A 23,244-nucleotide genomic window follows, 5' to 3' on the forward strand; every position below is an offset into this window, starting at 1 on the left:
GGCCGCCGCCATGACCAAGCACCGCAAGACCCTGCCGCTGCACACCGTGCAGCTCGTCAACGAAAGCCGCCGCGGCTTCATGAAGGCCGGCGCCGGCCTCGCGCTCGGCATCTATCTCTCGCCGCTGCTGGGCGACGCCGCCGATGTGCTCGCGCAGGCCCCCGCCGCGCCGCCGATGCCCAAGGTGCCGCCGAGCGCCTTCCTGCGCATCGCGGCCGACGGCGGCGTCACCGTGATCTCCAAGCACCTCGAAATGGGGCAGGGCACGTTCACCGGCCTTGCCACGCTCATCGCCGAAGAACTCGATGCGGACTGGAGCCGCGTCAGCGTCGAAGGCGCACCGGCGGATGTCTCGAAGTACGGCAACCTCGCCTTCGGAGGCGCCGTGCAGGGCACCGGTGGCAGCACCGCGATGGCCGGCGCGTGGCAACAGATGCGCATGGCCGGCGCGGCCGCACGGGCCATGCTCGTTGCTGCTGCGGCCGAGCAGTGGCAGGTGCCGGCGAAGGACATCACCGTGTCCAGCGGCACGATCGCGCACAAGGCCAGCAACCGCAGCGCGCACTTCGGCGAATTCGCCGAGGCGGCTGCGAAGCTGCCCGTGCCCGAAAACCCCACGCTCAAGACGCCGGACCAGTATGTGCTGATCGGCAAGGACAGCGTCCGCCGCCGCGACAGCGCCGCCAAGGTCAATGGCAGCGCGCAGTTCACGCAGGACGTGCACCTGCCCGGCATGCTCGTCGCCGTCATCGCGCGCGCGCCGCGTTACGGCGCCAAGGTCGCGTCCTTCGACGACAGCGCCGCCAGGGCGATCCCCGGCGTCGTCGCCGCGTTCGCCGTGCCGGGCAAGGACAAGACCTACGAGGACGGCGTCGCCGTGCTCGCGAAGGATACGTGGACCGCGCTCAAGGCGCGCAAGGCGCTGAAGATCGAGTGGGACGAAAGCCGTGCCTGGCGCGGCAGCAGCGACAGCCTGCTCGCCGACTACCGCAAGCTCGCCGCCACGCCCGGCGCCGTCGCCGTCTCGCGCGGCAACGCGGCTGCGGCGATCGAGGGCGCGGCGAAAACGGTCGACGCCGAATACAGCGTGCCCTACCTCGCGCACGCCTCGATGGAACCGCTGAACTGCGTGGTGCAGCTCACGGCCAACGGCGGCTGCGAAATCTGGAACGGCGAACAGTTCCATACACCCGACCAGGGCGCCGTCGCCGCGCAACTCGGCGCCACGCCGGACAAGGTGCTGATCCACCAGCTCTACGCCGGCGGCAGCTTCGGCCGTCGCGCGAATCCAAAATCCGAGTACATCCTGCAGGCCGTGCAGGTGGCGCAACTCGCCGCCAAGGCCGGCCACAACGTCCCGGTGAAAACCGTCTGGTCGCGCGAGGACGACACCGCCGGCGGCTACTACCGCCCGCTCGCGCTGCACGTCGCCCGCGCCGGCCTCGACGCGCAGGGCAACATCGTCGGCTGGACGCACCGCATCGTCGGCCAGTCCATCGCCAAGGGCTCGCCGTTCGAAGCGATGATGATCAAGGACGGCGTCGACGAAAGCCTGATCGAAGGCATCAGCGACCTGCCGTACGACGCGGCCGCGCTGCACGTCGACCTGCACATCGCCGACAACCCCGTCACCACGCAGTGGTGGCGCTCCGTCGGCCATACGCACACGGGCTTCGCCGCGGAAGCCTTCGTCGACGAACTCGCCGCCGCCGCCGGCAAGGACCCGTACGTATTCCGTCGCGAGCGCCTGGACAAACACCCGCGCGAACGCGGCGTGCTCGACCTCGTCGCGCAGAAGGCCGGCTGGGACAAACCGCTCGCGAAAGGCAAGGACGGCGAACGGCGTGGCCGCGGCATCGCCGTGCACAAATCCTTCGGCAGCTATGTCGCGCAGGTGGCCGAAGTGACGGTGCACAAGGACGGCAGCGTGAAGGTGGACCGCGTGGTGTGCGCGGTGGACTGCGGCATCGCGATCAATCCCGACGTGATCCGCGCCCAGATGGAAGGCGGCATCGGCTACGGCCTCTCCGCCGCGCTGCACGGCGCCATCACGTTCAAGGACGGCCTCGTGCAGCAGAGCAACTTCCACGACTACAAACAGCTGCGCATCCACGAGATGCCGAAAATCGACGTGTTCATCGTGCCGTCGGAGGAAAAACCCACCGGCGTCGGCGAACCCGGCACCGCGGTGATCGCGCCCGCGTTCGTCAACGCGATCGCCAATGCCACCGGCACCCGCGTGCGGCAACTGCCGCTCGACCCCGCCAGCCTGCGCGCCTGAGGAGATCGCCATGACCGATGCCATCCGATCGAACCGTGCGCGTGCGTCGCAGGTTGTGCCGAGTGCGAGTGTTGCCACACAGATGCAGAACGCACGTCGACCGCAAGCACTTCAGCGCGCGCACCAACGGCAGGCGCGCGTCGCCGTCGCATGGTTGCTGCTCGCCGGCCTGTTCCTGCTGCTGTCCGGCACCGTGCGCGCCGCACCGCTGCCGACCACCGCCGCGGCCGACGACGCCAACCTCTTCGAACCGATTCGCACCGTGGTGCAGCACCCGCGCTGCATGAACTGCCACGTCGCCGACGGCGTCCCGCGCCAGTACGACGACAGCCGCCCGCACGCGCAGAACGTGCACGGCGGCGACAAGGGCTTCGGCGTCCCCGGCCTGCAATGCAGCACCTGCCACCAGACCACCAACGCCCACGAAGCCGCTGGCCCCAATGCACCGCCCGGCGCCCCGAACTGGCACCTCGCGCCGAAGGAAATGGTGTGGGTCGATGTCACCCCGCGCGACATCTGCCTGCGCCTGCGTGATCCGAAGACCAACGGCGGCAAATCGCCGAAGGAACTGCTGCACCACTTCGCCGAGGACCCGCTCGTCGCATGGGGCTGGGCCCCGGGCGGCAACCGCTCCGTGCCGCCGCTGACGCAGGATGAAACCGCGGCGGCGGTGGAGAAGTGGCTGGATGCGGGAGCGCCGTGTCCGAAGGCGTGAGGCGTTCGCGCGACGTGAGGTCGGAGCATCGCGCAGAAGACCGTCACGCGTGACGTGATGCTGCGCGATCGGGTGCAAGGCTCAAGCCGAACCCGATCGCACCGCGCACATCAATCCGCGACACCGCCTGCTGCCCTTCTCCCCGTGGGAGAAGGGTGAGGCGGCTACCGCCGGCCGAACCGGCAGCGCCGGAAGAGTGTTCGGCCGAAGCGAAGCGTTCAACGCTCCGCACCAGCCACACACGTATTACGTCATCCCAACTCACCAGCACCTAATACGCTCGGAAAAATCGAGGCAAGCCTCCAGTCTCGATACTCCCCCGAACCCTCTCCCCAACCCCTCTCCCACGGGGAGAGGGGCTTCACGTACGTGCAAAACAATTACGCCGCGCGACCACACCAAGCACTGCAACCCGCGGCAGCGCCTGCAGCCCTTCTCCCTCCGGGAGAAGGTGGCGCGGCAGCGCCGGATGAGGGTCCGGCCGAAGCGAATCGTTCAACGCTTCGATGCAGCCATCAACGTACTGCCTGTCTGTACACAACAACACGCAGTACGCCTGCAAAATTCGAGGCAAGCTTCCAACCTCGACACTCCCCCGAACCCTCACCCCAACCCCTCTCCCGACGGGAGAGGGGCTTCAAGCCGCACACCAGTCAAGCCATCCACTCAACCATCCCGCCCCACACCCTCCACACCCCGCACCGGCATCCCCTGATACCAATCGATCCTCCGCGTCACCACCATCACCGACGCCAGCACCGCAAACAACAACAACGACCCCATCACCAACGCATTGTCCTCAGACACCAACAACCCATACAGCGCGCCATAAAGCAGCGTCAGCCCCGCAGCAAACCCGATCCCACGCGCCTTGCTCCGCAACACAAACGACAGATAGAACCCCAACAACCCGATACACGCCCCCGCCGCCACGAGATACGCCCATACAAACGCAATGTGCTCCGACAGGCTCAACAACAACAGAAAGAAAATCGCCAACGCCAACCCCACCAACAAATACTGCACCGGATGAATCCGCAACTGCTTGATCAACTCGAACAGAAAAAACGCCGTAAACGTCAACAACACGAACAACACCCCGTACTTGCTCGCCCGATCCGCCTGCGAATACACATTCACCGGCTCCACCAACGTCAACGACAACCCATCCAGCGACTCCAGCGACGCCCCTTCCAGGAACTGCCGCTGCGTCGCCGCCGCCAGCGCCGACACCTCCCACGCCGCATCGAACCCGTTGCTCCGCACCTCGCGACTGCGCGGCAAAAACCGCCCCGCAAACAACGGATGCGGCCACGGCGACGCCAGCGAAATCCGGTTGCTCGTCCCGATCGGCGCCAGGCTCAACCGCTCCGTGCCCGCCACCACCAGATCCGCCGTCACCGCCACCTTGCGCGTCACGCCCGCGCCCACGGCCGACAGGTCCGCATGCACGCCGCGCCCGTCGGCCATGCCGCTGCCCTGCTCCAACACCGTCTCCGCGCCATCCACGCGCAACCGCGGCGTACCGACCAACCCGCGCACATCACTGATCCCGAAACTCAACCGCGGCACGCCCACCTGCCGCTCCGTCACGCTCGCCGGCGTCGCCGGAATCGCCAGCGTGAACGCGGCCTGCAGCGTCGCCTCCAGCTCGTACACCCGCACCTCGTGCAACCCGAGCTTGCGCGTGGCCGGATTCACCCGCCCGTCCACCGCATAACTGTCCGGGAAAAAGATCCACTGGTGCTCGCTGCGCTCGCGCCGCACCTTCGCCGGCGCATCGTTCTTGCCCTCCACCACGGTCTCGACGATATCCACGTACGGCACCACCACCACCGCCCCGGACAGCGTCTGCTCCCCCGCCGAACTCTCCGCGATCCGCGTCACCGCCTCGTTGCGGTAATACGTCCGCTCCGAAATCACCCCGTTGATCAACATCAACGGCACCAGCAACACCACCGTCAGACCGGCGATCGCGAGCATCTTCAACAACAGGGAACGGTTCATGGCACTCCTTGGCCGCGTGGGTGCGGTGGGGGGAGTGTCAGCCGCTAAGGCGAAGGCACAACGAAGGCATTGTGCGCCGCGTGTGAAGCGAGGTGGCGCTGATTCCGCAGCCGATTTGTTGAAAGGTGTCACACGGGCGCGGCGCTGCTTGCGCCGCGCCCGAACGAATGCAACGATTCAATTGGAGGCCGTGCTGGGGAATACACTGGCGCTACACCAATTTGTGGGGGCTGTTCCGATGGCAGATGTCGGATGAGAATGTTTTTCCTCGGCCTTGCGGCTGCGTCATGCGCGGACTGTGCACGCGTTAGATTGCTTTGAGGGTTTATTGCATGATTGTTGGAACCGATGAGACTTACCAAGAAGCAAAAGATTCTCTCGCTCGCGTTCAGTCGTTTCAAACCGAGACGCTGAGGCGAACTGATGACCTAGGCGCGCAGTTACATTTCGGGGAAGCGATCGACCCTGCGCAGAGACTTGTGGATCTGTTTCGTCGACTTTCGGTTGAAGCACTTCAGGATTTCCCCGACGTAGTTCTCAGCGACATTAAGAACCACGCGAACAACGTCTTCAACCTCTTCCAACAAATTGTTGACTTCAGCCCCGAGAGTGGCAACCCTAAGCAGCAACGGCAACAGATTGTCAGCCAGCTGATAGGCGCATATCCGGGCACATTCCAAGGTCTTCATCCCTACATCGCGTATTCGCTCCATCGGGCGGCCGATTTTCAACGTCTTGATGCAGCGGCTCGAGCAACGCTTCAGTCAGTTGAGGACCGGTCTACGGCCTTTTCAGAAGCGATGGAGAAGCACGAGGCGGAAGCCCGTCGTGTCCTCGACGAGATCCGCAAGGTGGCGGCTGAAGAAGGAGTCACCCAGCAGGCGGCTCACTTCCGTGCGGAAAGTGAGACCCATGAAAACAACGCGGAAGAGTGGAGGAAGCGCACGGTGCGTATCGCTTGGCTTCTCGGCGTATTCGCCGTGGCGTCGTTGTTTATCCATCGCATCCCAATCCTGCGCCCGGATACAATCTACGACACGATCCAGCTTGCGATTAGCAAGATTCTTGTCTTCTTTGTCATTACGTACATGCTGATCCTGTCGGCGCGTAACTTCATGAGTCACAAGCACAATTCAGTCGTGAACAAGCACCGGCAGAACGCGCTAGTGACCCATCGCGCACTCGTCGAGGGTGCGGCTGACAGCGGAGCGCGCGACGCAGTGATGGTTCATGCAGCGAGCTGCATCTTCTCTCCCCAGCCAACTGGATACACTCAGCAAGGGAGCGATGGAGAGGGTTCTTCGCCGCGGTCCGTAATCGAGCTCGCATCGCGATCTGTTGTTGCTGCGGCGAAGCAATCTAACTAGATGCTTAACCGGGCCGCTCGGAAGGACTTCCTTGTATTCTCATGCTTTGTAGACCCAGAAGCTGAGGTCTGATAGAAACTGGGATCTCGTCAAGTTTTTATTCAAACGATTGGGAGCCGGGCTTGGGGTAGGTTTCGATCGAAGGAGGCGGCTGATTCGCTGCTCCAGACTCAGCGAATGAGTCTGACCTCTGTGCCGTCTTCTCTTGTCTAGGCGATAGAGCTACGTGCCAGTGATGCGGACGGTCGCGGCGGCGTCCAGTAGTCGCTAAATTTTCATCTCAAGGAGTCGATATGAAGAGCTTTCTGTTTCGCTCAATCATCTTCGTGGTATTGCTTTCGGCGTGTAACATCTCGTTCGCAGATAGTAATTTTCCAGATCGCAAAGCCCTTGTCTTGAATACGTGCCCTTTTGTCGAGCTGTCCGAATTTTCGTTCGCGAATCGCTATTCGGATCGATCGACACGTTTTTTGCAGAATCTCTCTTGGAAGAATGTTGGCGAACAACCGATAGTTGCGTTCGAGATCGTAATTTTGAAGTACGACCCATTCAATCGGCGGCAGATCGGCACAAAATGGACGGTTACCGGCGTTGACAGCGCAAACTGGCGTCCGCTTGCCGTTGGGGAGATCGGTAAGGATGGTACGTTGTCATATGGTGATGAGGAGGTTTTTACATCAATTGCTTATGTTCGTCACGCGCGCCTCGCTGATGGAACAATTTGGAGTGTTGATGACGCTGAATTGTCCGCCAAGCTTCGTGGGCTGGGTACTGGGATAAGCGACTTCGGTGATGTCAAGCCAGACCCTAAGCCAAAACAGCTGTGACAGAATTGAAAGGTTCACCATTTCGCCGCCTGCTGCAATAAGCGGCAACCCGCCCGCCGATAACGGCGGAACGAGGTCAAGTCCGATCAAATCCACTTGCGGGTTAACTGGATCTGACCCTTTTCCTCAATTAGGTGTTTGACCCGTCGAGATGTGAGGGTTTCGCATACACAAACGTTCGGACTAGGAGTGACCCCGAAATGCAGTTCATCACGCACGGCCCTGATATTCCGGATGCGCTCTTGCAAGCGCACGAGGAGGGCCGTGTGGTTTTTTTCTGTGGCGCGGGTGTTTCATATCCCGCAGGCCTGCCAGATTTCAAGGGGCTAGTGGAGCAAATTTATCAGCTGAACGGCACAGGATTTTCTGATATCGAGCGAGAGGCGTTTGAGCGCGGGCAGTTCGACGCCACACTTGATCTGCTCGAAAGGCGTTTCCCAGGGCAACGCTTGGCTGTTCGTCGCAAGTTTGCAGAGGCGCTAAAGCCAAAGCTGCGTCGTAAGGGTGCCACCGATACACATGCGGCTCTGTTGCGCCTGGCGCGCTGCCGGGCGGGTGCGCTGCGCCTGATCACCACCAACTTCGACCGCGTCTTTCACGTAGCTGCCAAACGAACCGGCCAAGCGTTTCAAGTCTATGCGGCCCCGATGTTGCCGATTCCAAAGAGCAGCCGCTGGGACGGGCTGGTCTATCTGCATGGCCTGCTGCCCGAGAAAACAGACGACGCGGCCCTGAACCGGCTGGTGGTCACCAGCGGGGATTTCGGCTTGGCCTACCTGACTGAGCGATGGGCGGCGCGCTTCGTGAGCGAGTTGTTCCGTCACTATGTGGTCTGTTTTGTGGGCTACAGCATCAACGACCCGGTATTGCGTTACATGATGGACGCGCTGGCCGCTGACCGGATGCTGGGTGAAGTTACGCCGCAGGCGTGGGCATTGGGTGATTGCGAGCCGGGGCAAGAGCGCCGGAAAACCATCGAGTGGGAGGCCAAGGGTGTCGTTCCCATCCTCTACAGCGTAGCGGCTGGCAGCCACGACCACTCGGCGCTGCACCAGACTCTGCACGCCTGGGCCGACACCTACCGCGATGGCGTGCAGGGAAAAGAAGCCATCGTGGTCAAACATGCCCTGACCCGACCACAAGACAGCACGCAGCAGGACGACTTCGTCGGCCGGATGCTGTGGGCCTTGTCGGATAAATCGGGGTTGCCAGCAAAACGCTTTGCAGATGCCAATCCAGTCCCACCGCTGGACTGGCTGCTGGACGCATTCTCGGAGGAGCGTTTTCAGTACTGTGATCTGCCGCGCTTTCGCGTTCCCCCTCACGAAGAAGAAGACGCCAAGCTGCGCTTCAGCCTGATTAGCCGCCCCGCGCCCTATGACCGCGCGCCGCCGATGCTGCTGGTTTCTGGGGGCATCACCGGCAGCCAGTGGGATGACGTGATGTTCCATCTGGCCCGCTGGCTGGCGCGCCACCTGGACGATCCGAGGCTGGTCATCTGGATCGCGCAGCACGGCGGCTTGTTGCACGATCGTTGGCCGTGGCTGATCGAGCACGAACTGGATCGCCTGGCTTCACTGGAGCGAGACGGCAAGGCTGCCGAGCTGAATGAAATCCGCTCGCAGGCTCCCAAGGCCATTCCAAGCCCGCTGATGCGCGTCTTGTGGCGGCTACTGCTCAGCGGACGGGTGAAATCCCCGTGGCGCGATCCGGATCTGTATCGCTGGCACGGTCGTCTTAAACGTGAGGGCTTGACCACAATACTTCGCCTGGAGTTGCGCGAGTTGCTCGCGCCCAAGGTGGCTTTGAAGAAACCGTTTCGCTGGGGCGACGATGAAGCGAGCACGGACGAGCCCCAGCGGATCAAGCAATTGGTGGACTGGGAGCTGGTGCTGGACGCCGATCACGTGCATTCGACCCTGCGTGATCTTACTGATGATCCATGGAAGTCTGCTTTGCCGCACCTGCTGGAAGATTTCCAGCAACTGCTGCGCGACGCACTGGACCTGCTGCGCGAGTTAGGCGAGGCCGACGAACGTAGCGACCGCTCGCATTGGGATCTGCCATCCATTACGCCGCACTGGCAGAACCGAGGTTTCCGCGACTGGGTGAGCCTGATCGAATTGGTGCGCGACGCCTGGTTGGCTGTTCGCGCGAATGGCAGCGCACAAGCCACACGCGTCGCCCAGGGTTGGTTCGAATTGCCATACCCTTCCTTCAAACGCTTGGCCCTGTTTGCCGCGAGCCACGACGATTGCATCCCGCCCGAACAGTGGGTGGATTGGTTGCTAGCGGACGGTGCGAGGTGGCTGTGGTCTACCGATACCAGACGGGAGGTGTTCAGGCTCCTCGTTCTGCAGGGGCACCATCTGGGAGGGGCTGCACAGGAGCATCTGGAAGCAGCCATCTTGGCGGGACCTCCGCGCGAGATGTACCGGGACGATTTGGAGGTAGATCGCTGGCAAGGACTGGTGGACCGTGCTGTCTGGCTGCATCTGGCCAAACTCAATAAATCTGGCCTCGTTTTGGGTGCGCCTGCGGCGGCACGCTTGGCGGAAATATCCACTGCCTATCCACAATGGCAGTTGGCGAGCAATGAGCGTGACGAGTTCTCGCACTGGATGAGCGGCACCGGTGACCCGGGCTTCGAGGACAGCCGAGATGTCGACATTGCGCCCCGCAAGCGAAGGGAACTGGTGCAATGGCTCAAAAAGCCGATGCCAGAACGGCGGCCCTTCCACGAAGACACTTGGCGTGAGGTTTGTCATTCGCGCTTTTTTCACAGTTTTTTTGCCCTCTGCGATCTCGCGCAGAATAACGTGTGGCCCGTCGGTCGATGGCGCGAAGCTCTGCAGGCCTGGGCTGAAGAAGGCATGGTGCTGCGCTCATGGCGATACGCCGCACCACTTGTGCAGACACTGCCCGATGCCGTAATTCAGCAGATCGACCACGCTGTCACGTGGTGGATGGAGACAGCCTCGAAGTCCATTAGCCGGCACGAGGGCATCCTCGTGAACCTGTGCCGCCGTGTGCTGGCGCTGCCGATGGCAGCCGGCTCAGGTTTCCGCCGTGTCCGACACGGAGTCGAGACCTATGACCCTGTCGGCTCGGCGATCAACCATCCCATCGGGCATGTCACGCAGGCACTGATCAACCTGTGGTTCAAGCAGGATCCGAACGACAACGACCTGCTTCCAGCAGACCTCAAGTCGATCTTTACCGCACTGTGCGATGTGCAGATAGAGCGCTTCCGCCACAGCCGAGTGTTGCTGGGTTCGCGACTGATCGCATTTTTCCGCGTAGATCGCCTTTGGACCAAACAGCACCTTTTGCCCTTGTTCGATTGGAGCAATTCCCTCGAAGCGAAAGCGGTGTGGGAAGGCTTTCTCTGGTCGCCGCGCCTGTACCAGCCATTGCTGACAGCCTTCAAGTCGCAGTTCCTGGATAGTGCGAATCACTATGCCGATCTTGGCGAGCATCGCCAGCAATTTGCCACTTTCCTTACCTACGCAGCGTTGGGCCCGACCGAGGGATACACCGTAGAGGAATTCCGATCTGCGATTGGCGCGCTTCCGCAAGAGGGCCTAGAGGAGTCCGCGCAAACTCTTTCGCAGGCGCTTGAAGGTGCGGCCGATCAGTGTGAGGACTATTGGAAGAACCGTGTTCAACCGTTTTGGCAAAGAATCTGGCCGAAGTCCCGCGAGCTGGCCACCCCGCGTATCGCCGAGTCCTTGGCTCGGCTAGTTATCGCTGCCCGAGGCGAATTTCCGACGGCCTTGGTTGCGGTGCAGGACTGGCTGCAGCCGATCGATCATCCGCACTATGTCGTGCATCTGTTGTGCGAGTCGGGTTTGTGCAGACGTTTCCCTGCTGAGGCATTACTGCTGCTAAATGCCGTGATTGACGACGGACAGTGGGCACCGCAGGAGTTGGCTCAATGCCTCGACGAAATTGTGCATGCCGCGCCACAACTTGCGCAGAATGCCCATTACCTGCGGCTCCGCGAATACGCGCGACGGCGCGGGTAAGGAAAACGGGAGGAAACGAGTCCAAGACCAAGGCTACAATTTCGCCGTCGGATTCAATAGGCAACAACTTGCCTGTCGGCGCTCGTCGGCGAGTTAGCCCGTTCCCTGCTGACCGCTCTCCCTGGTGTTGTCGTCGGCGCGAGATTAGAAAAACGGTCTCAGAGTGACTTACAGGTATTTGAATTGCCCGGCGAGCCATTTTGGCATCAATTCGGGAACTGGGGCCAGCGCAAGTTTTTACGGCACCGGCTCGGAACTGCGCTCTGACTCAGGTTGCCACTGACCCCGGGCTGCCAACGTGTCGTGCACGGATCAGCGTCAGTTAAATGCCGGCATCCGGGCAATGTCGCAAAAAGCCCACGAAGCCAACCGGTAGACTCCAATGATTTTGAGCTTGAACGCACAACGCCGAGAAACCTCCCCCGGCTCGAAGGTGACTCCATGAAGTCCATCCACCTCGCGCTGTTGATGGCGCTCCTTGCAGCGCCGGTTGTTGCGCGCGAGCGGCTCCCGGTCATCGACATGCACCTCCACGCCTATGCGATGGACGAGTTTCCGCCGGGCGTGCCCGCCTGTCCGGGCGACCAGCACGTGCTGGTTCCGACGATCGATCCTCGCGCCGAGGTCGACTTCGGCAGTTTCGCCACCTGCAAGCGGCCGATCTTCGCCGCAAAGGACGACGCCGATCTGCGCGACCGTTCGCTGGCCGCGCTGCGCAAGCACAACGTGCGGCGCGCGGTGACCTCGGGTCCGGTCGAACGGGTCGACGACTGGCGAAAGGCCGAGGGCGGACACCGACTGATCCCGGGCGTCGAGTTCGGAACCCGACAGGACAGGAGCATCGCCGAACTTCGCAAGCTGCATGCGGAAGGCAAGCTGGCGGTGCTCGGCGAGGGTTACATGCAGTACCGCGGCCACCGTCCCGACGACTCGCGCTACGAACCCTATTTTGCCCTGGCCGAGGAGCTCGACATTCCGGTGGCGGTGCATCTGGGCGAAGGCCCGCCCGCGGCCGCGCGCATCCCGGGCTACGAGACCTACCGCGCCAGCCTGGGCTCGCCGTTCCTGCTCGAAGACGTGCTGCGCAAGCATCCGCGCCTGCGCATCTACGTGATGCACTACGGCTCGCCAATGGTCGACGAGATGATCGCGATGATGTTCACGCATCCCAACCTGTACGTGGACGTGGCGTGCAACGCCGGCAGCTTTCCGCGGGCGCAGTTCCACGCCGCACTGCGACGCATGGTCGACGCCGGCCTGGTCAAGCGGATCCTGTTCGGATCGGATCAGATGTACTGGCCGGATTTCATCGGCGAGAGCATCGAGGCGATCGACACCGCGACCTTCCTGTCTGCCGCAGACAAGCGCGACATCCTCTACAACAACGCGGCGCGGTTCCTGCGCTTGAGCGAGGCGGACATCGCCAGGGACCACGACCGGAAGCCGGCGAAACCCGCGTCGGACTGATGTTGCGCAGCGAGGCCGCAAACGGGGTCCACGTTTCCGGGGACAGCTGCTGGTGGTGCGTGCAGTGCATGTGCGGTGGCGCGCCATCGCAGTGATGGCGCGCACGCCGTGCAGTCACGAAACCGCTACATCTCCACCGCTCGGTAGTTGTCTACCTCGCGATAGCGTCTCGCATACAAGCCGAACGCCAGCGCCGCCACCAGCGCGAACGCCGCGAAGAAGAACATCTGGAAGGCCGCGGTACTGAGACCGGTGGTCGCGATCGATCCGGTCACCGCATCGTTGCGCACCGCGGCGTTCGCCAGCAGCACCCACAGGTTGCCGATGGTAGTGGTGAGGTTCCAGAAGCTCATGATCACGCCCTTCATCGCCTGCGGCGCCTGGCTGTAGGCGAATTCGAGGCCGGTGGCCGAGACCAGCACTTCGCCGAACGTCAGCAGCGCGTACGGCAGCACCTGCCAGACGATCGACATCGCGTTGCCCGTATCCATCGCCACCTGGATGCCGCCGACGACGATCCACGCGAGTGCGCTGAAGACGATGCCGACGGTCATGCGGCGCAATGCCGTCGGTTCGTACCCCATGCGGCGCAGCATCGGATACAGCACGAGGTTGTTGAACGGGATCAGGATCATGACGAGCGCCGGGTTCAGCGCCTGCATCTGCGAGGCGACGAACCAGTCCGGCTTGGTCATTTGCGTGCCCTGGATCACCCACGTGGACGCTTTCTGGTCGAACAGCGACCAGAACGGCGTGGTGAGCGCGAAGATCACGAGGATGCGCAACACGCTGCGCGCGCCTTCCACCGCGGTGTCCGGATGCACGCCGCGCGCGCGATCGAGCTGCAGGTAGGCACCGCCGCCGACGCCGAGCAGCACCATCACCAGCGCGATGCACGCGCTGATGACGAAACCCATCGACGGGATCAGTGCAAACGACGCCACCGCCAGCACGATGCCCGCGATCGCGATCCACAGGCCCATGCGACCCTCGCCCGGGCGCTGCGCAAGCAGCGCGGTGCGCACCACGGCGGAAAACGAATTCGGGTCCGCCACGGTGGCCGGGGGCACCAGCACATAGTTCCTGCGTCCGAGCCAGAACACCAGCGTGGCGATGAACATCAGGATGCCCGGAATGCCGAACGCCACCGACGGGCCGTAGTTCTTGAGGAACAGCGGCATCAGCAGCGACGCAAACAGCGAGCCGAAGTTGATGATCCAGTAGAACGCGTCGAACACGATCTTCGCCAGATGCTTGTTCGCCTGCGTGAACTGATCGCCCATGAACGACGCGACCAGCGGCTTGATGCCGCCGGCGCCGAAGGCGATGAGGCCGAGGCCCGTGAAGAAGCCTGCGCGGTTGTCCTCGAACATCGCAAGGCAGGCGTGCCCGGCGCAGTAGACGAGGCTGAACCAGAGGATGGTGTTGTACTTGCCGAAGAACCGATCCGCGACGTAGCCGCCGATGAGGGGAAAGAAATACACGCCGATCATGAAGCTGTGCATCAGGTCCTTGGCGGCGAGCTCGCGTTCGGTGCCGTCGAGGATGTACGAGAGCAGCGTGGACGTGATGAGGAACTGCACCAGGATGTTGCGCATGCCGTAGAAGCTGAAACGCTCGCAGGCCTCGTTGCCGATGATGAAACCGATCTGGCGCGGCATGCGCTCGGCGGCGGGTTTGGCTTGCGGCATGGGAATCCTGAACGCGGGGCGAATGAATTCCCGATTCTATGTGCTGTGGGCGGACGATGCAGCCCGCGGCTTGCACGTGGTCGTGCGCGTGCAACGGTGTGGCGTGCGGCGGGCTCGCTTTGGCGCAGCGTGTGGTGGCACCGGTGTGGGCGTGTTTCTTCCTCGACTGCGCGATGCCGCCCGGGAGCGCGACCACCTCCGTCGTCCCGGCGAACGCCGGGACCCAGCGGCGCTGCTCCTTGTTTTCCGATTGGTTCCGAAGCTTGAAAAACGTCACTGGGTCCCGGCTTTCGCCGGGACGACGGGGGGTGGGGTTGGGCGCCAGGCAGGCGCACTACGACCGCAGCGGGACCCTTAGCGTGGCAACGGCGCCACTGACACCGTCGGCGCGGTTGTCGAGCGTTACGCCGCCATGATGCAGTTCCGCAATCTCCCGCACGAAGCACAGACCAAGCCCGCTGCTGCGCGGCCCGTCCGTGCGTCGCGGCAGCGAGTAGAAGCGCTCGAACACGCGCTCGCGCGCGTACTCGGGAATACCGTGGCCGGTGTCGACCACCCGGAATATCGTCGACACCTCGGCCTGCTCCAGCTCAAGCGTCACCAGCGCGCCGGCGGGACTGAAATCCAGCGCGTTGTCTAGCAGGTTGGTCAGCGCCTGCCGCAGCAGGAAGGCGTCGCCGCGCAGCGGCGGGCGCGTTGCTGCGGAGCCGTCGCGTGGCAGCGGGACGAGCTCGATGCGTTTTCCCTCGTGCGCAAGACGCGGCTCGAACGTCGCGATCACGTCGGGCACCAGCGCCAGCGCGTCGATGTCCTCGACACGCGCCAGCGCCGGGCGCTGTTCCAGCTCCGCGAGCGCCAGCAGCTGGTCGATCAGGGCCGTCAGCCGTGCCGCCTGGGTGCGGATGTTGCCGGTGAAGCGCGCGCGTGCGTCCGGCGGCATGCCGAGGTCGTCGAGCAATTCCGCCGCGCCGCGGATGGCCGCCAGCGGGCTTTTCATTTCGTGCGTGAGCGTGTGCACGTAGCGTTCGGCGTAGTCGCGGCCGTCGAGCTGCGCGCGCATGCGTTCGAGCGCGCGCGAGAGTTCGCCGATCTCGCCGGCGCCGCCCGGTGCCGCCACGCGCTGTCCGTCCGCGACTGCACGCGCATACGCCGTGAGCCGCGCGAGCGCGCGCGACAGCCAGCCGGTGATGGCGAGTCCGATCACGAACGCGCCGCCCATCAGCACCAGGCCCCAGCGCCGCACCGTCGCCTCGCTGCGCGCGATGAAGGGCTGCATCGCGGCGTTGGGCTTGGCGACGGTGAGCGCGCCGACGATGCGTTCGCCGTCCTTGATCGGCGCGGCGACGTACATCACGGTGGAGGCTTCGTCGGCCGGATCGCTGCGGCTCGAGCGCGCGCCGTAGCGTCCGCGCAGCGTGAGGAACACGTCGTTCCAGCGCGAGTAGTCTGCGCCGACGTCGCGTCCGCTCGAGTCGAACACGACGATACCTTTTGCGTCGGTGATGTAGACGCGGTAGTCGATGCTGCGCTTGCGTTGCTGCCAGATCTCGGCGTCGACGCGTCCGGCACCGATCGCGCGCAGATCGCGCGCGAAGTCGCCGTCGGCGATGCGGCCGGCGAGAAAATCCGCGGTGGCCAGCCGCGCCAGCACGTGCGCGGTGTCGACCAGGGTGTCCTCCATCGCTTGCCGCACGCCGGGCTTTACCTCCTGCACGAACACGCGCGTCACCAGCAGCGCGGCGAGGCCGACGATGAGGAAGTAGCCGAGCAGCACGCGCAGGCCGATGTTCATGCGTGCGCCCGCGTCAGGCGTCGAGCGTCAGCGAGTAGCCGAGGCCGCGGTGGGTGCGGATCGGGTCGAGGTCGTCGCGCACGGCGCGCAGTTTGGCGCGCAGGGTCTTGATGTGGGCGTCGACGGTGCGGTCGGTGGTGTCGGGCGCGTCGCGCCACACGTCGTCCATCAGCCGCTCGCGCGAGAGCACGGCGCCGGGGCGGGCGAGCAGGGCGGCCAGCAGCAGGTATTCGTAGCGCGTGAGCGCGAGCGGCGTGCCGGCGTAGCGGACGGCGAGGCCGGCGCGGTCGTGCTGGAAGGGACCGATGTGCGCGGACTGCGACGCGGGCTCGGGTGCGACGCGGCGCAGGATCGCGCGCACGCGCGCCACGAGTTCGCGCGGCGAAAACGGTTTGACCACGTAGTCGTCGGCGCCGATCTCCAGTCCCACCACGCGATCGATCTCGCCGCCGCGGGCAGTAAGGAACAGAATCGGCAGCGAAGCGAAGCGGCGCACCTCGCGGCACAGTTCGAAGCCGGTCATGTCGGGCAGGCCGACGTCGAACACGGCCACGTCGAAGGCATCGGCGCGCAGCTTCGCCAGCGCGGTGGCGCCGAGCGTGACGTGGTCGGCCGCGATGCCGTCGGCGGCCATGGCGTAGAGCACGGTGTCGGCGATGGCGAGTTCGTCTTCGACGAGGAGCAGGCGGGGCATGGGGCGGGGGTTGTGCTGCCGGGCAGGTGGCACGAGGATAGAGGAAGGTTCGGGCGGCCGCGGGGCGGCGCATGCCATGCGTGTGGCGGTCGGGCGGCAGCGCCCGCCGGCAACGCGGTTTTGCCTGAGGCTGCGTGCAGGGCGATCATGTGGTCGACGTGCCGAGGTTTCGGTGTCGAGGGAAAGGATCGCCGCGATGCCCAGGATTGCCGCAGGAGTGGTTGCCGTCGCGCTGGCCATGTCGTCGGCGCCGGCATTCGCCGCGACGACGCTTCGACTGCCTGCCCATGTGTGCACGTCGCCGTTCGCGCTGTTCGCCGACGGGCTCGAAGGCGACACTGCCATCGTGCGCGACGCGTCGAACGGCAGCGGCGGCGCTGTCGGGGCGACCACGCGTGTCATCGCGGTGCCGGGCATCGGCAACCGCAGCATCCATCTGCACGTGCCGTCGCAACTCGATCCGGCACGGCCCGCGCCGCTGCTCGTGGTGCTGCATGGTGCGGCCGGCAGTCCCGCGGCGGCGGACACGGCCGCGCAGCAATTGCGCACGGCGTGGGGCGCGATCGGCGACGACGCGGGGTTCATCACGGTGGCGCCGGTGGCCTCCGGCGCGTCGGGTGGCTGGATCGCGCCGCCAGGCGTGTCGGACTACGACGTGATCGCCGCGGCGATCGCCGATGTGGAGGCGCGCTACAACGTCGATCGTTCGCGTCGGCATGCCTGGGGATTTTCCGCAGGCGGACACGTGCTGCACGATCTGATGCTCGGTCCGTATTTCCCTGCGCTGACCGAACAGGACTTCGCCGGCTACGCGGTGGCCGCCGGGGCGCTTGATGCGCTTGCCTGCGCCGGTCTCTCGGAGCCGGCCTGCGGCGCGTTGCTGGGCGGCGCGTCGCGTCCGATTCCGCTGTCGCTGCAGGTCGGCACCGGTGACGGCCTGTTGCCGTACGTGCGCGACGATCGCGTGCGCTTCCTCGCCGCCGGCTGGGACGAGGCGGCGACATTGCGCTACGTGGAATTTGCCGGCGGTCACACCTACACCGCACAGCAGCTCGCGCAGACCTGGCAGTGGCTCTGCCCATTCCAGCGCTTGCCGTGACAGGGTGTGCGGCGCAGTTCAGTCCGGGGCGGGCGTCGCCGACCGCCAGGCCTGCAACGCGTCGCGCACGCGTTCGATGACGGTGTCCCAACCCTTGCCGCGGGCGCGGCGGAACAGGCGCGCGGTCGGATACCACGGCGTGCGCTCGCCGACGGTGCCGAACATCCAGGCAGGATCCTCGTCGAGCACGATCCACGTCGCGATGCCGAGCGCACACGCCAGATGCACCGTGGCGGTGTCGGCGCCGATCACGAGGTCGAACCGGTCGAGCATCGCGGCGGTGTGCGCGAGGTCGTGCAACTCGGGCTCCAGGTTCTCGATGCCGGCCGTGCGCAACACATCGAGCTCCGTAGCGGACGGCGCGGGCTGCACGCTGAAGGCCGTGATGCCGTCGACGGCGAGCGCCGCCGCCAGTGCTTCGAGCGGCAGCGGGACACCCGCACCGTCGCGCCACGCGATGCCGACGCGGCGTGCGCCGCGCAGCGTGCGCGGCCGGAGATGGGCCGGCGGCTGCACGTAGCGCGCCTGTGTCGCCACGAGGCCGACATCGCCGTCGGCGAGGCCGAGGCAGCGGGGCAGGTCGAGCAGCGGCGAAAACACGTCGAAGCGGTCGCGCGGAATCGCGTCCGCGGCGCGGCTCTCGTCGACGCCGGCGACCTGCGCCGCAAGTGCGGCGAGCGGCGGCGCACCGACGTAGATCAGCTCGCGGCAGCGCGCACGTGCGGCGGCAAGGAAGCGCCAGCCGAAGATCTGTTCGCGCAGGCCCTGTTCACCATGCACCAGCAGGCGCTGCGCCGCGATCGGCTCGCCCTGCCATTGCGGTTGCGCGCAGCGCAGCGGTGCGAACGACGGCAGTTGCGTGCGCCACGCGTAGTCGCGCCAGCCGTCGGCGTGGCGGCCGGTGGCGAGCAACAGCAGCGCGCGGTTGACGTGCGCCAGCGCGAATTCGCGATCGATGGCCAGTGCGCGGTCGAGGCAGGCGAGGGCGTGCTCGTGCTCGCCGAGCCGGGCAAGGCAGAGCCCGAGGCTGTTGTGTGCATCGGCATGGTCGGGATCGCGCGCGACCAGCGCCGCAAGCACTTCGCGCGCGGCGTCCCAGCGCGCGGTGTGCACCAGCGCGAGGCCGAGCTGCAGGCGCGCCGGAAGGTGGCCGGGTGATTCGTCGACGATGGCGCGGTAGGCGGCAATGGCGTCGTCGTGCCGCCCGGCAGCGAACAGCCGCGCCGCCGCCGTCATGCGTTCGAGCAGCGGTTCGGTCTGCACCACGCGCGCTACCGCCGCCTGCGGCAGTTCGAACGAGGTCGCGAGCAGCGCCGCGTCCGCTTCGACCAGGGCCGGATGGCGGTGCGGCAGCAGTTTCACGTCGAAGATTTCCTGCACGTCGCCGGTGAAGTGCAGGAAGCCGGCGATGCTGCCGGCGTCGATGTCGACGAGGTAGACGCCGCAGCGCCGCTCGCCGACGCGGCGCGTCAGCGGCAGGCCGGCGAACGAGGCGGTCTCGCGCACCTTCGACAGGCCCACCAGCGCGTAGCGTCCGACGAAGTCGAGTCCGCGCGTGAACCCCGGCAGTTCGCACACCGTGGCGATGCTGCCGTCGGCCTCGATGCGCTTGAGCGCGCCTTCGCCCGAATCGAGGAACCACACCTGGCCGCGGTGCCAGCGCGGCGAGTGCGGCATGCACAGGCCGCGCGCGAGCACGCTGTCGTCGGTGATGTCGAGGAGCTGGCCGCCATCGGCCTTGTGCGCGCGCCAGCCGCCGGGGCTGTCGCTCGCGCCGAGCAGCGTGACATAGCGCGGTGCGCCGTCGCGCAGGCCCAGGCCGTTGAGGTGGCAACGGTCGAGCAGGTCGTAGCCGGTGATGAAGGGCGGCGTCCAGCGCGGCACCACGCTGAATTCCGGCGACAGCGTGCACAGGCACGACATGCGCGTGTTGACCAGCCACAGCGTACCGGCGTCGTCGAACACCATCTCGTGGCCGTCGATGTCGCCGGTGACGTGGGTGGCGCGATGCAGGTAGGCGGCGTCGCAGCGCCCGTCGTCGATGTTGCGGCCCACGGCCGGCACGTTGCGGAAGAACTGCACGCGGGTCGCGTCGCCGATCGCGAGGCGATCGTTGCCGCCGACCGCGATGCCCATCGGCCGCCGCATGCCGATGAAGTGCGTATTGAGGCCGTCGTCGTGCGCGCGCAGCAGCACGAGTTTGCCGGCCTGGTAGGTGGACACGGCCAGCGCCATGCCGGCCTGCCGCAGCAGGGCCGGGAATGTGGGCGTGAACTGGCTCGACAGTGCGTCCATGCGCGTCGTGCGGCGCGGGCGGCCCCGCGCCGCGGGTGCGACGGCGCCGTCAGCGACGGCGCAGCGCGACCTTCGAGACCGCCACCAGCAGCAGCACCAGCGTCACGAGCCCGCCGGCGCCGAGTGTCGGGATCACGTTGGGGACCGCCGGCGGCGGCGTCGTTGCGCCACCGGCCACGATGAAGGTCAGGCTGTCGCTGGCCGTGCCGGTGTCGTCGTCTTCCAGCGTGAGCGCGACCAGCACGTCGCCGGCGTCGGCGTAGGTGTGCGCGGTCGAGAATTCCGTGGCGCCGGCGGCGAGCGGCAGGGTCGAGGTCTGGCCGTCGCCCCAGTCGATCACCAGCTCGAAGCTATCCTGCGCGCCGACGTCCGCGATCGTGCCCGACAGCGTCGCCGGCACGCCGGCATCGGGCTGCGCGGGCGAGATCGCCACGTCGGACAGCGTCGGCGCCACGTTGTCAACAGTGACCGCGGTCGTTCCGCTGGCCGAACCGCCACCGTCGTCCTCGAGCGTGACCTCGATTGCGTAGACGTCCGACGGCGTGCCGCTTGGATTGTCGTCGGCATAGGCGTGGGTTTCGCTGAAGGACGTGGTGCCGGCCGGGTAGTCGTAGGTGTCGCTGCTGCCGTCGCCCCAGTCGACGGTCAACGTCAGCGCCTCGCCGCCGGTGTCGGCGATCTCGCCGGTGAGCGTCGCGACGCCGCCTTCGTCGATGGTGCCGCTCGTCGCGAGCGAGGACAGCAGAGGCGGTGCGTTGCTCACGGCCACCGACGCGGCGCCGGGGACGCTGCCGCCGTCGTCGTCCTGCAGCGTCAGCGCGATGTCGTAGCTGCCGCCCGGCGCTTCGGTGGCGTAGGTGTGGGTTTCGGAAAACGCCGTGGTGCCGGCGGGATAGTTGAAGACGCTGTTGTTGCCGTCGCCCCAGTCCACCGACAGCGTGAAGCTGTCCTCGATGCCGACGTCGCCGATGTTGCCCGCCAGCGTGGTGGTGTCGCCGGCCTGCAGCGGCCCGGACGCGGTGACCGCGGTCAGCGTCGGCGCGACGTTCTGCACCGTGGTGCTGGTGTCGGCGGTGTCCGTGCCGCCGGCGCCGTCGTCGATCGACAGCGCGATGGCATAGACATCGCTCGGCGTGCCGGTCGGGTTGTCGTCCGGATAGGCGTGGGTTTCGCTGAACGCCGTGGTGCCGGCGGGGTAGGTGAAGTCCTCGCTCGTGCCGTCGCCCCAGTCGACCGTCAGCGTGAAGCCGTCGCCGCTGTCGGCATCGGTGATGGTGCCGGTCAGCGTGGTGCTGCCGCCTTCGTCGATCGGGCTGCTCGCGGCCACGTCCGACAGCACGGGCGCGCTGTTGACGAAGGCTTCGACCGCGCCGATGTCGGTGCCGTCGGAGCCGGCGGCGTTGTCGATGCCGGCGACGTCGATGGTGCGGGTCTCGCCGCGCTGGTCGGTGACGAGGTCGCCGGCGAGGCCGGCATCGAGCAGCGGGCTTCCCGGCTGCGGCAGGCGCGTGAGCGTCGGCCCGCCGTTGTCTGCCAGCGGTCCGAGCAGCGGATCGACGCCGGTCAGCACGCTGCCGGCCGGCGCTTCGGTATAGACCACGTCGACGAGGTCGCGCACCAGGCTGTGGCCGATGGTGAGCTCGCCCGTCACCTCGCCGCTGGTACCGATGTCCGGCGCCGTCGGCGCGGTGTTGTCGGCGATCACCGAACTGACGATCGCAAGCTCCGTGTTCGTGTTGCTGTAGGGATTGCTGTAGCCACGCAGCACGCCGCCGGCGGTCGCCGTTGCGGTGTTGCCGGTCACGGTGGAGTTGCGCAGCACGAAGGTGTCGCCGGTCTTGCTGTCGATGTCGGCAAAATTGATGCCGCCGCCGGCCTCCGCGGTATTGCCGACGATGGTGCTGTTGACCACCTCGTTCAGCGCATAGAAGTTTTCGCCGAACGAGATGCCGCCACCGGCACCGGCCGCCGTGTTGCCGCTGAATGTGGAATCAACGAGATGCACGGTGGTGGCGTCGTAGGCGTCCTCGATCCAGAGGCCGCCGCCGTCGGCAACGCCGCCGCCCTTGCCGCCGCCACCGCCGGTGGTGGTGTTGCCGCTGATGGTGCTGCGTTCCACGCGCACCGGCCCGGTGTAGACGTCGTAGAGCGCGATGCCGCCGCCGGACGCGACCGATGTGTTGCCGCTGATGATCGAGTCGCTGATCGTGATGCCGGTGCTGCTGCCGCCGGAGAAGCCGTCGAAGCCGATGCCGCCGCCGATGTAGCCGGCCGAATTGTTCTCGATCCGGCAGCGCGACATCACGAGGGTGCCGTCGTTCATCGCCAGCGCGCCGCCGGCACCATCGGCGTGGCTGCCGGACAAGACGAGATCGGTCAGGGTCAGGCTTACGTCGGACGACAGGATAGCGCCGCCGTTGTCGCCGGTGGCAAGGCCGTCCTGCAGCGTCAGGCCCGAGATGCCGATGGCATCGCCGGGGGTGTCGGTGTCGATGTTGAGGATGCGGTTGGCATCGCCACCGCTGAGCGCGAGTTGTGCGGCGCCGGGACCGGCAATGGTCAGCGGCTGCTGCACCGGGATCTCGGAGGCCAGCACGATGGTGCCGGTGAGCCCGGCGCTGAACTCGATCGTGTCGGCCGCCGCATCGGCATTGGCGAGCGTGATCGCGTCGCGCAGCGTGCAGGTGGCGTCGCAGGCATCGGCCGGGCCGTCGGCGAGCGAATTGACCTCGAAGGTGGCCGCGGACGCATGCTGGGCCAGCAGCGCGTCGGCGGCGGTCAGCGCCGCGGCGGCGGCCAGCGTGGCGCGCCCGCGCGCGCGCGGATTCGACGCACTGGCGTCGCGCCCGGAGTCGGTCTTCGACATCGTGATCCCCTGGTGACGAGGCAGTCTGAACCGTGCGCGGCGCCCCATGGCCGGCACGGACCTCGCCGAGGATCGTAGCAAGAGCGCATCGCGCGGCGCCACCCTCCGTGCGGGG

13 protein-coding genes are annotated in these 23,244 nt (G+C 65.9%); 7 read left to right on the forward strand and 6 right to left on the reverse strand.

The window, feature by feature from the left end; genetic code table 11:
• Window positions 1–10: 10 nt before the first annotated feature.
• Window positions 11–2,281, forward strand: coding sequence for a xanthine dehydrogenase family protein molybdopterin-binding subunit (locus tag HNQ52_RS08200; protein WP_183960613.1), 2,271 nt, complete (start codon window positions 11–13; stop codon window positions 2,279–2,281).
• 10 nt (window positions 2,282–2,291) lie between these two features.
• Window positions 2,292–2,996 (forward strand): hypothetical protein, encoded by a 705-nt coding sequence (locus tag HNQ52_RS08205; protein WP_183960614.1) that lies wholly within the window; start codon window positions 2,292–2,294, stop codon window positions 2,994–2,996.
• A gap of 666 nt (window positions 2,997–3,662) precedes the next feature.
• Here HNQ52_RS08205 and creD read toward each other — a convergent pair.
• Window positions 3,663–5,003: a cell envelope integrity protein CreD gene (creD, locus tag HNQ52_RS08210; RefSeq protein WP_183960615.1), complete on the reverse strand. Its 1,341-nt coding sequence runs from the start codon at window positions 5,001–5,003 to the stop codon at window positions 3,663–3,665.
• A gap of 332 nt (window positions 5,004–5,335) precedes the next feature.
• Here creD and HNQ52_RS08215 point away from each other — a divergent pair, with 332 nt between their 5' ends.
• The 4 genes from HNQ52_RS08215 to HNQ52_RS08230 all read left to right on the forward strand — a co-directional run bounded on the left by HNQ52_RS08215 (window position 5,336) and on the right by HNQ52_RS08230 (window position 12,692).
• Window positions 5,336–6,370, forward strand: a complete 1,035-nt coding sequence (locus tag HNQ52_RS08215) for a hypothetical protein (protein ID WP_183960616.1) — start codon at window positions 5,336–5,338, stop codon at window positions 6,368–6,370.
• 293 nt (window positions 6,371–6,663) lie between these two features.
• Entirely contained in the window at window positions 6,664–7,197 is a 534-nt protein-coding gene (locus tag HNQ52_RS08220) for a hypothetical protein (protein ID WP_183960617.1), read from the forward strand.
• Window positions 7,198–7,397: 200 nt separating this feature from the next.
• Entirely contained in the window at window positions 7,398–11,225 is a 3,828-nt protein-coding gene (gene dsr1 / locus HNQ52_RS08225; protein ID WP_183960618.1) for an anti-phage defense-associated sirtuin Dsr1, read from the forward strand.
• A 273-nt stretch (window positions 11,226–11,498) separates the two neighbouring features.
• Window positions 11,499–12,692, forward strand: a complete 1,194-nt coding sequence (locus tag HNQ52_RS08230; RefSeq protein WP_221281977.1) for an amidohydrolase family protein — start codon at window positions 11,499–11,501, stop codon at window positions 12,690–12,692.
• 125 nt (window positions 12,693–12,817) lie between these two features.
• Here HNQ52_RS08230 and HNQ52_RS08235 read toward each other — a convergent pair whose 3' ends face one another.
• The 3 genes from HNQ52_RS08235 to creB all read right to left on the reverse strand — a co-directional run bounded on the left by HNQ52_RS08235 (window position 12,818) and on the right by creB (window position 16,869).
• A complete protein-coding gene (locus tag HNQ52_RS08235) occupies window positions 12,818–14,383 on the reverse strand; it encodes a POT-type proton-dependent oligopeptide transporter (protein WP_183960619.1) in 1,566 nt (521 codons plus the stop codon).
• A 334-nt stretch (window positions 14,384–14,717) separates the two neighbouring features.
• Window positions 14,718–16,175 (reverse strand): two-component system sensor histidine kinase CreC, encoded by a 1,458-nt coding sequence (gene creC / locus HNQ52_RS08240; protein ID WP_183960620.1) that lies wholly within the window; start codon window positions 16,173–16,175, stop codon window positions 14,718–14,720.
• Window positions 16,176–16,188: 13 nt separating this feature from the next.
• Entirely contained in the window at window positions 16,189–16,869 is a 681-nt protein-coding gene (creB, locus tag HNQ52_RS08245) for a two-component system response regulator CreB (protein WP_183960621.1), read from the reverse strand.
• A 196-nt stretch (window positions 16,870–17,065) separates the two neighbouring features.
• On the opposite strand from creB, the gene HNQ52_RS08250 reads away from it, so the two are divergent.
• Window positions 17,066–17,968, forward strand: coding sequence for a CE1 family esterase (locus HNQ52_RS08250; protein ID WP_183960622.1), 903 nt, complete (start codon window positions 17,066–17,068; stop codon window positions 17,966–17,968).
• An 18-nt stretch (window positions 17,969–17,986) separates the two neighbouring features.
• On the opposite strand, the gene HNQ52_RS08255 is transcribed toward HNQ52_RS08250, so the two are convergent.
• Window positions 17,987–20,263, reverse strand: a complete 2,277-nt coding sequence (locus tag HNQ52_RS08255) for a TIGR03032 family protein (RefSeq protein ID WP_183960623.1) — start codon at window positions 20,261–20,263, stop codon at window positions 17,987–17,989.
• Window positions 20,264–20,312: 49 nt separating this feature from the next.
• A complete protein-coding gene (locus HNQ52_RS08260; protein WP_183960624.1) occupies window positions 20,313–23,129 on the reverse strand; it encodes a choice-of-anchor Q domain-containing protein in 2,817 nt (938 codons plus the stop codon).
• Between the last annotated feature and the right edge of the window lie 115 nt (window positions 23,130–23,244).

It is taken from the genome of Chiayiivirga flava (assembly GCF_014202825.1).
Lineage (GTDB): Bacteria > Pseudomonadota > Gammaproteobacteria > Xanthomonadales > Xanthomonadaceae > Chiayiivirga > Chiayiivirga flava.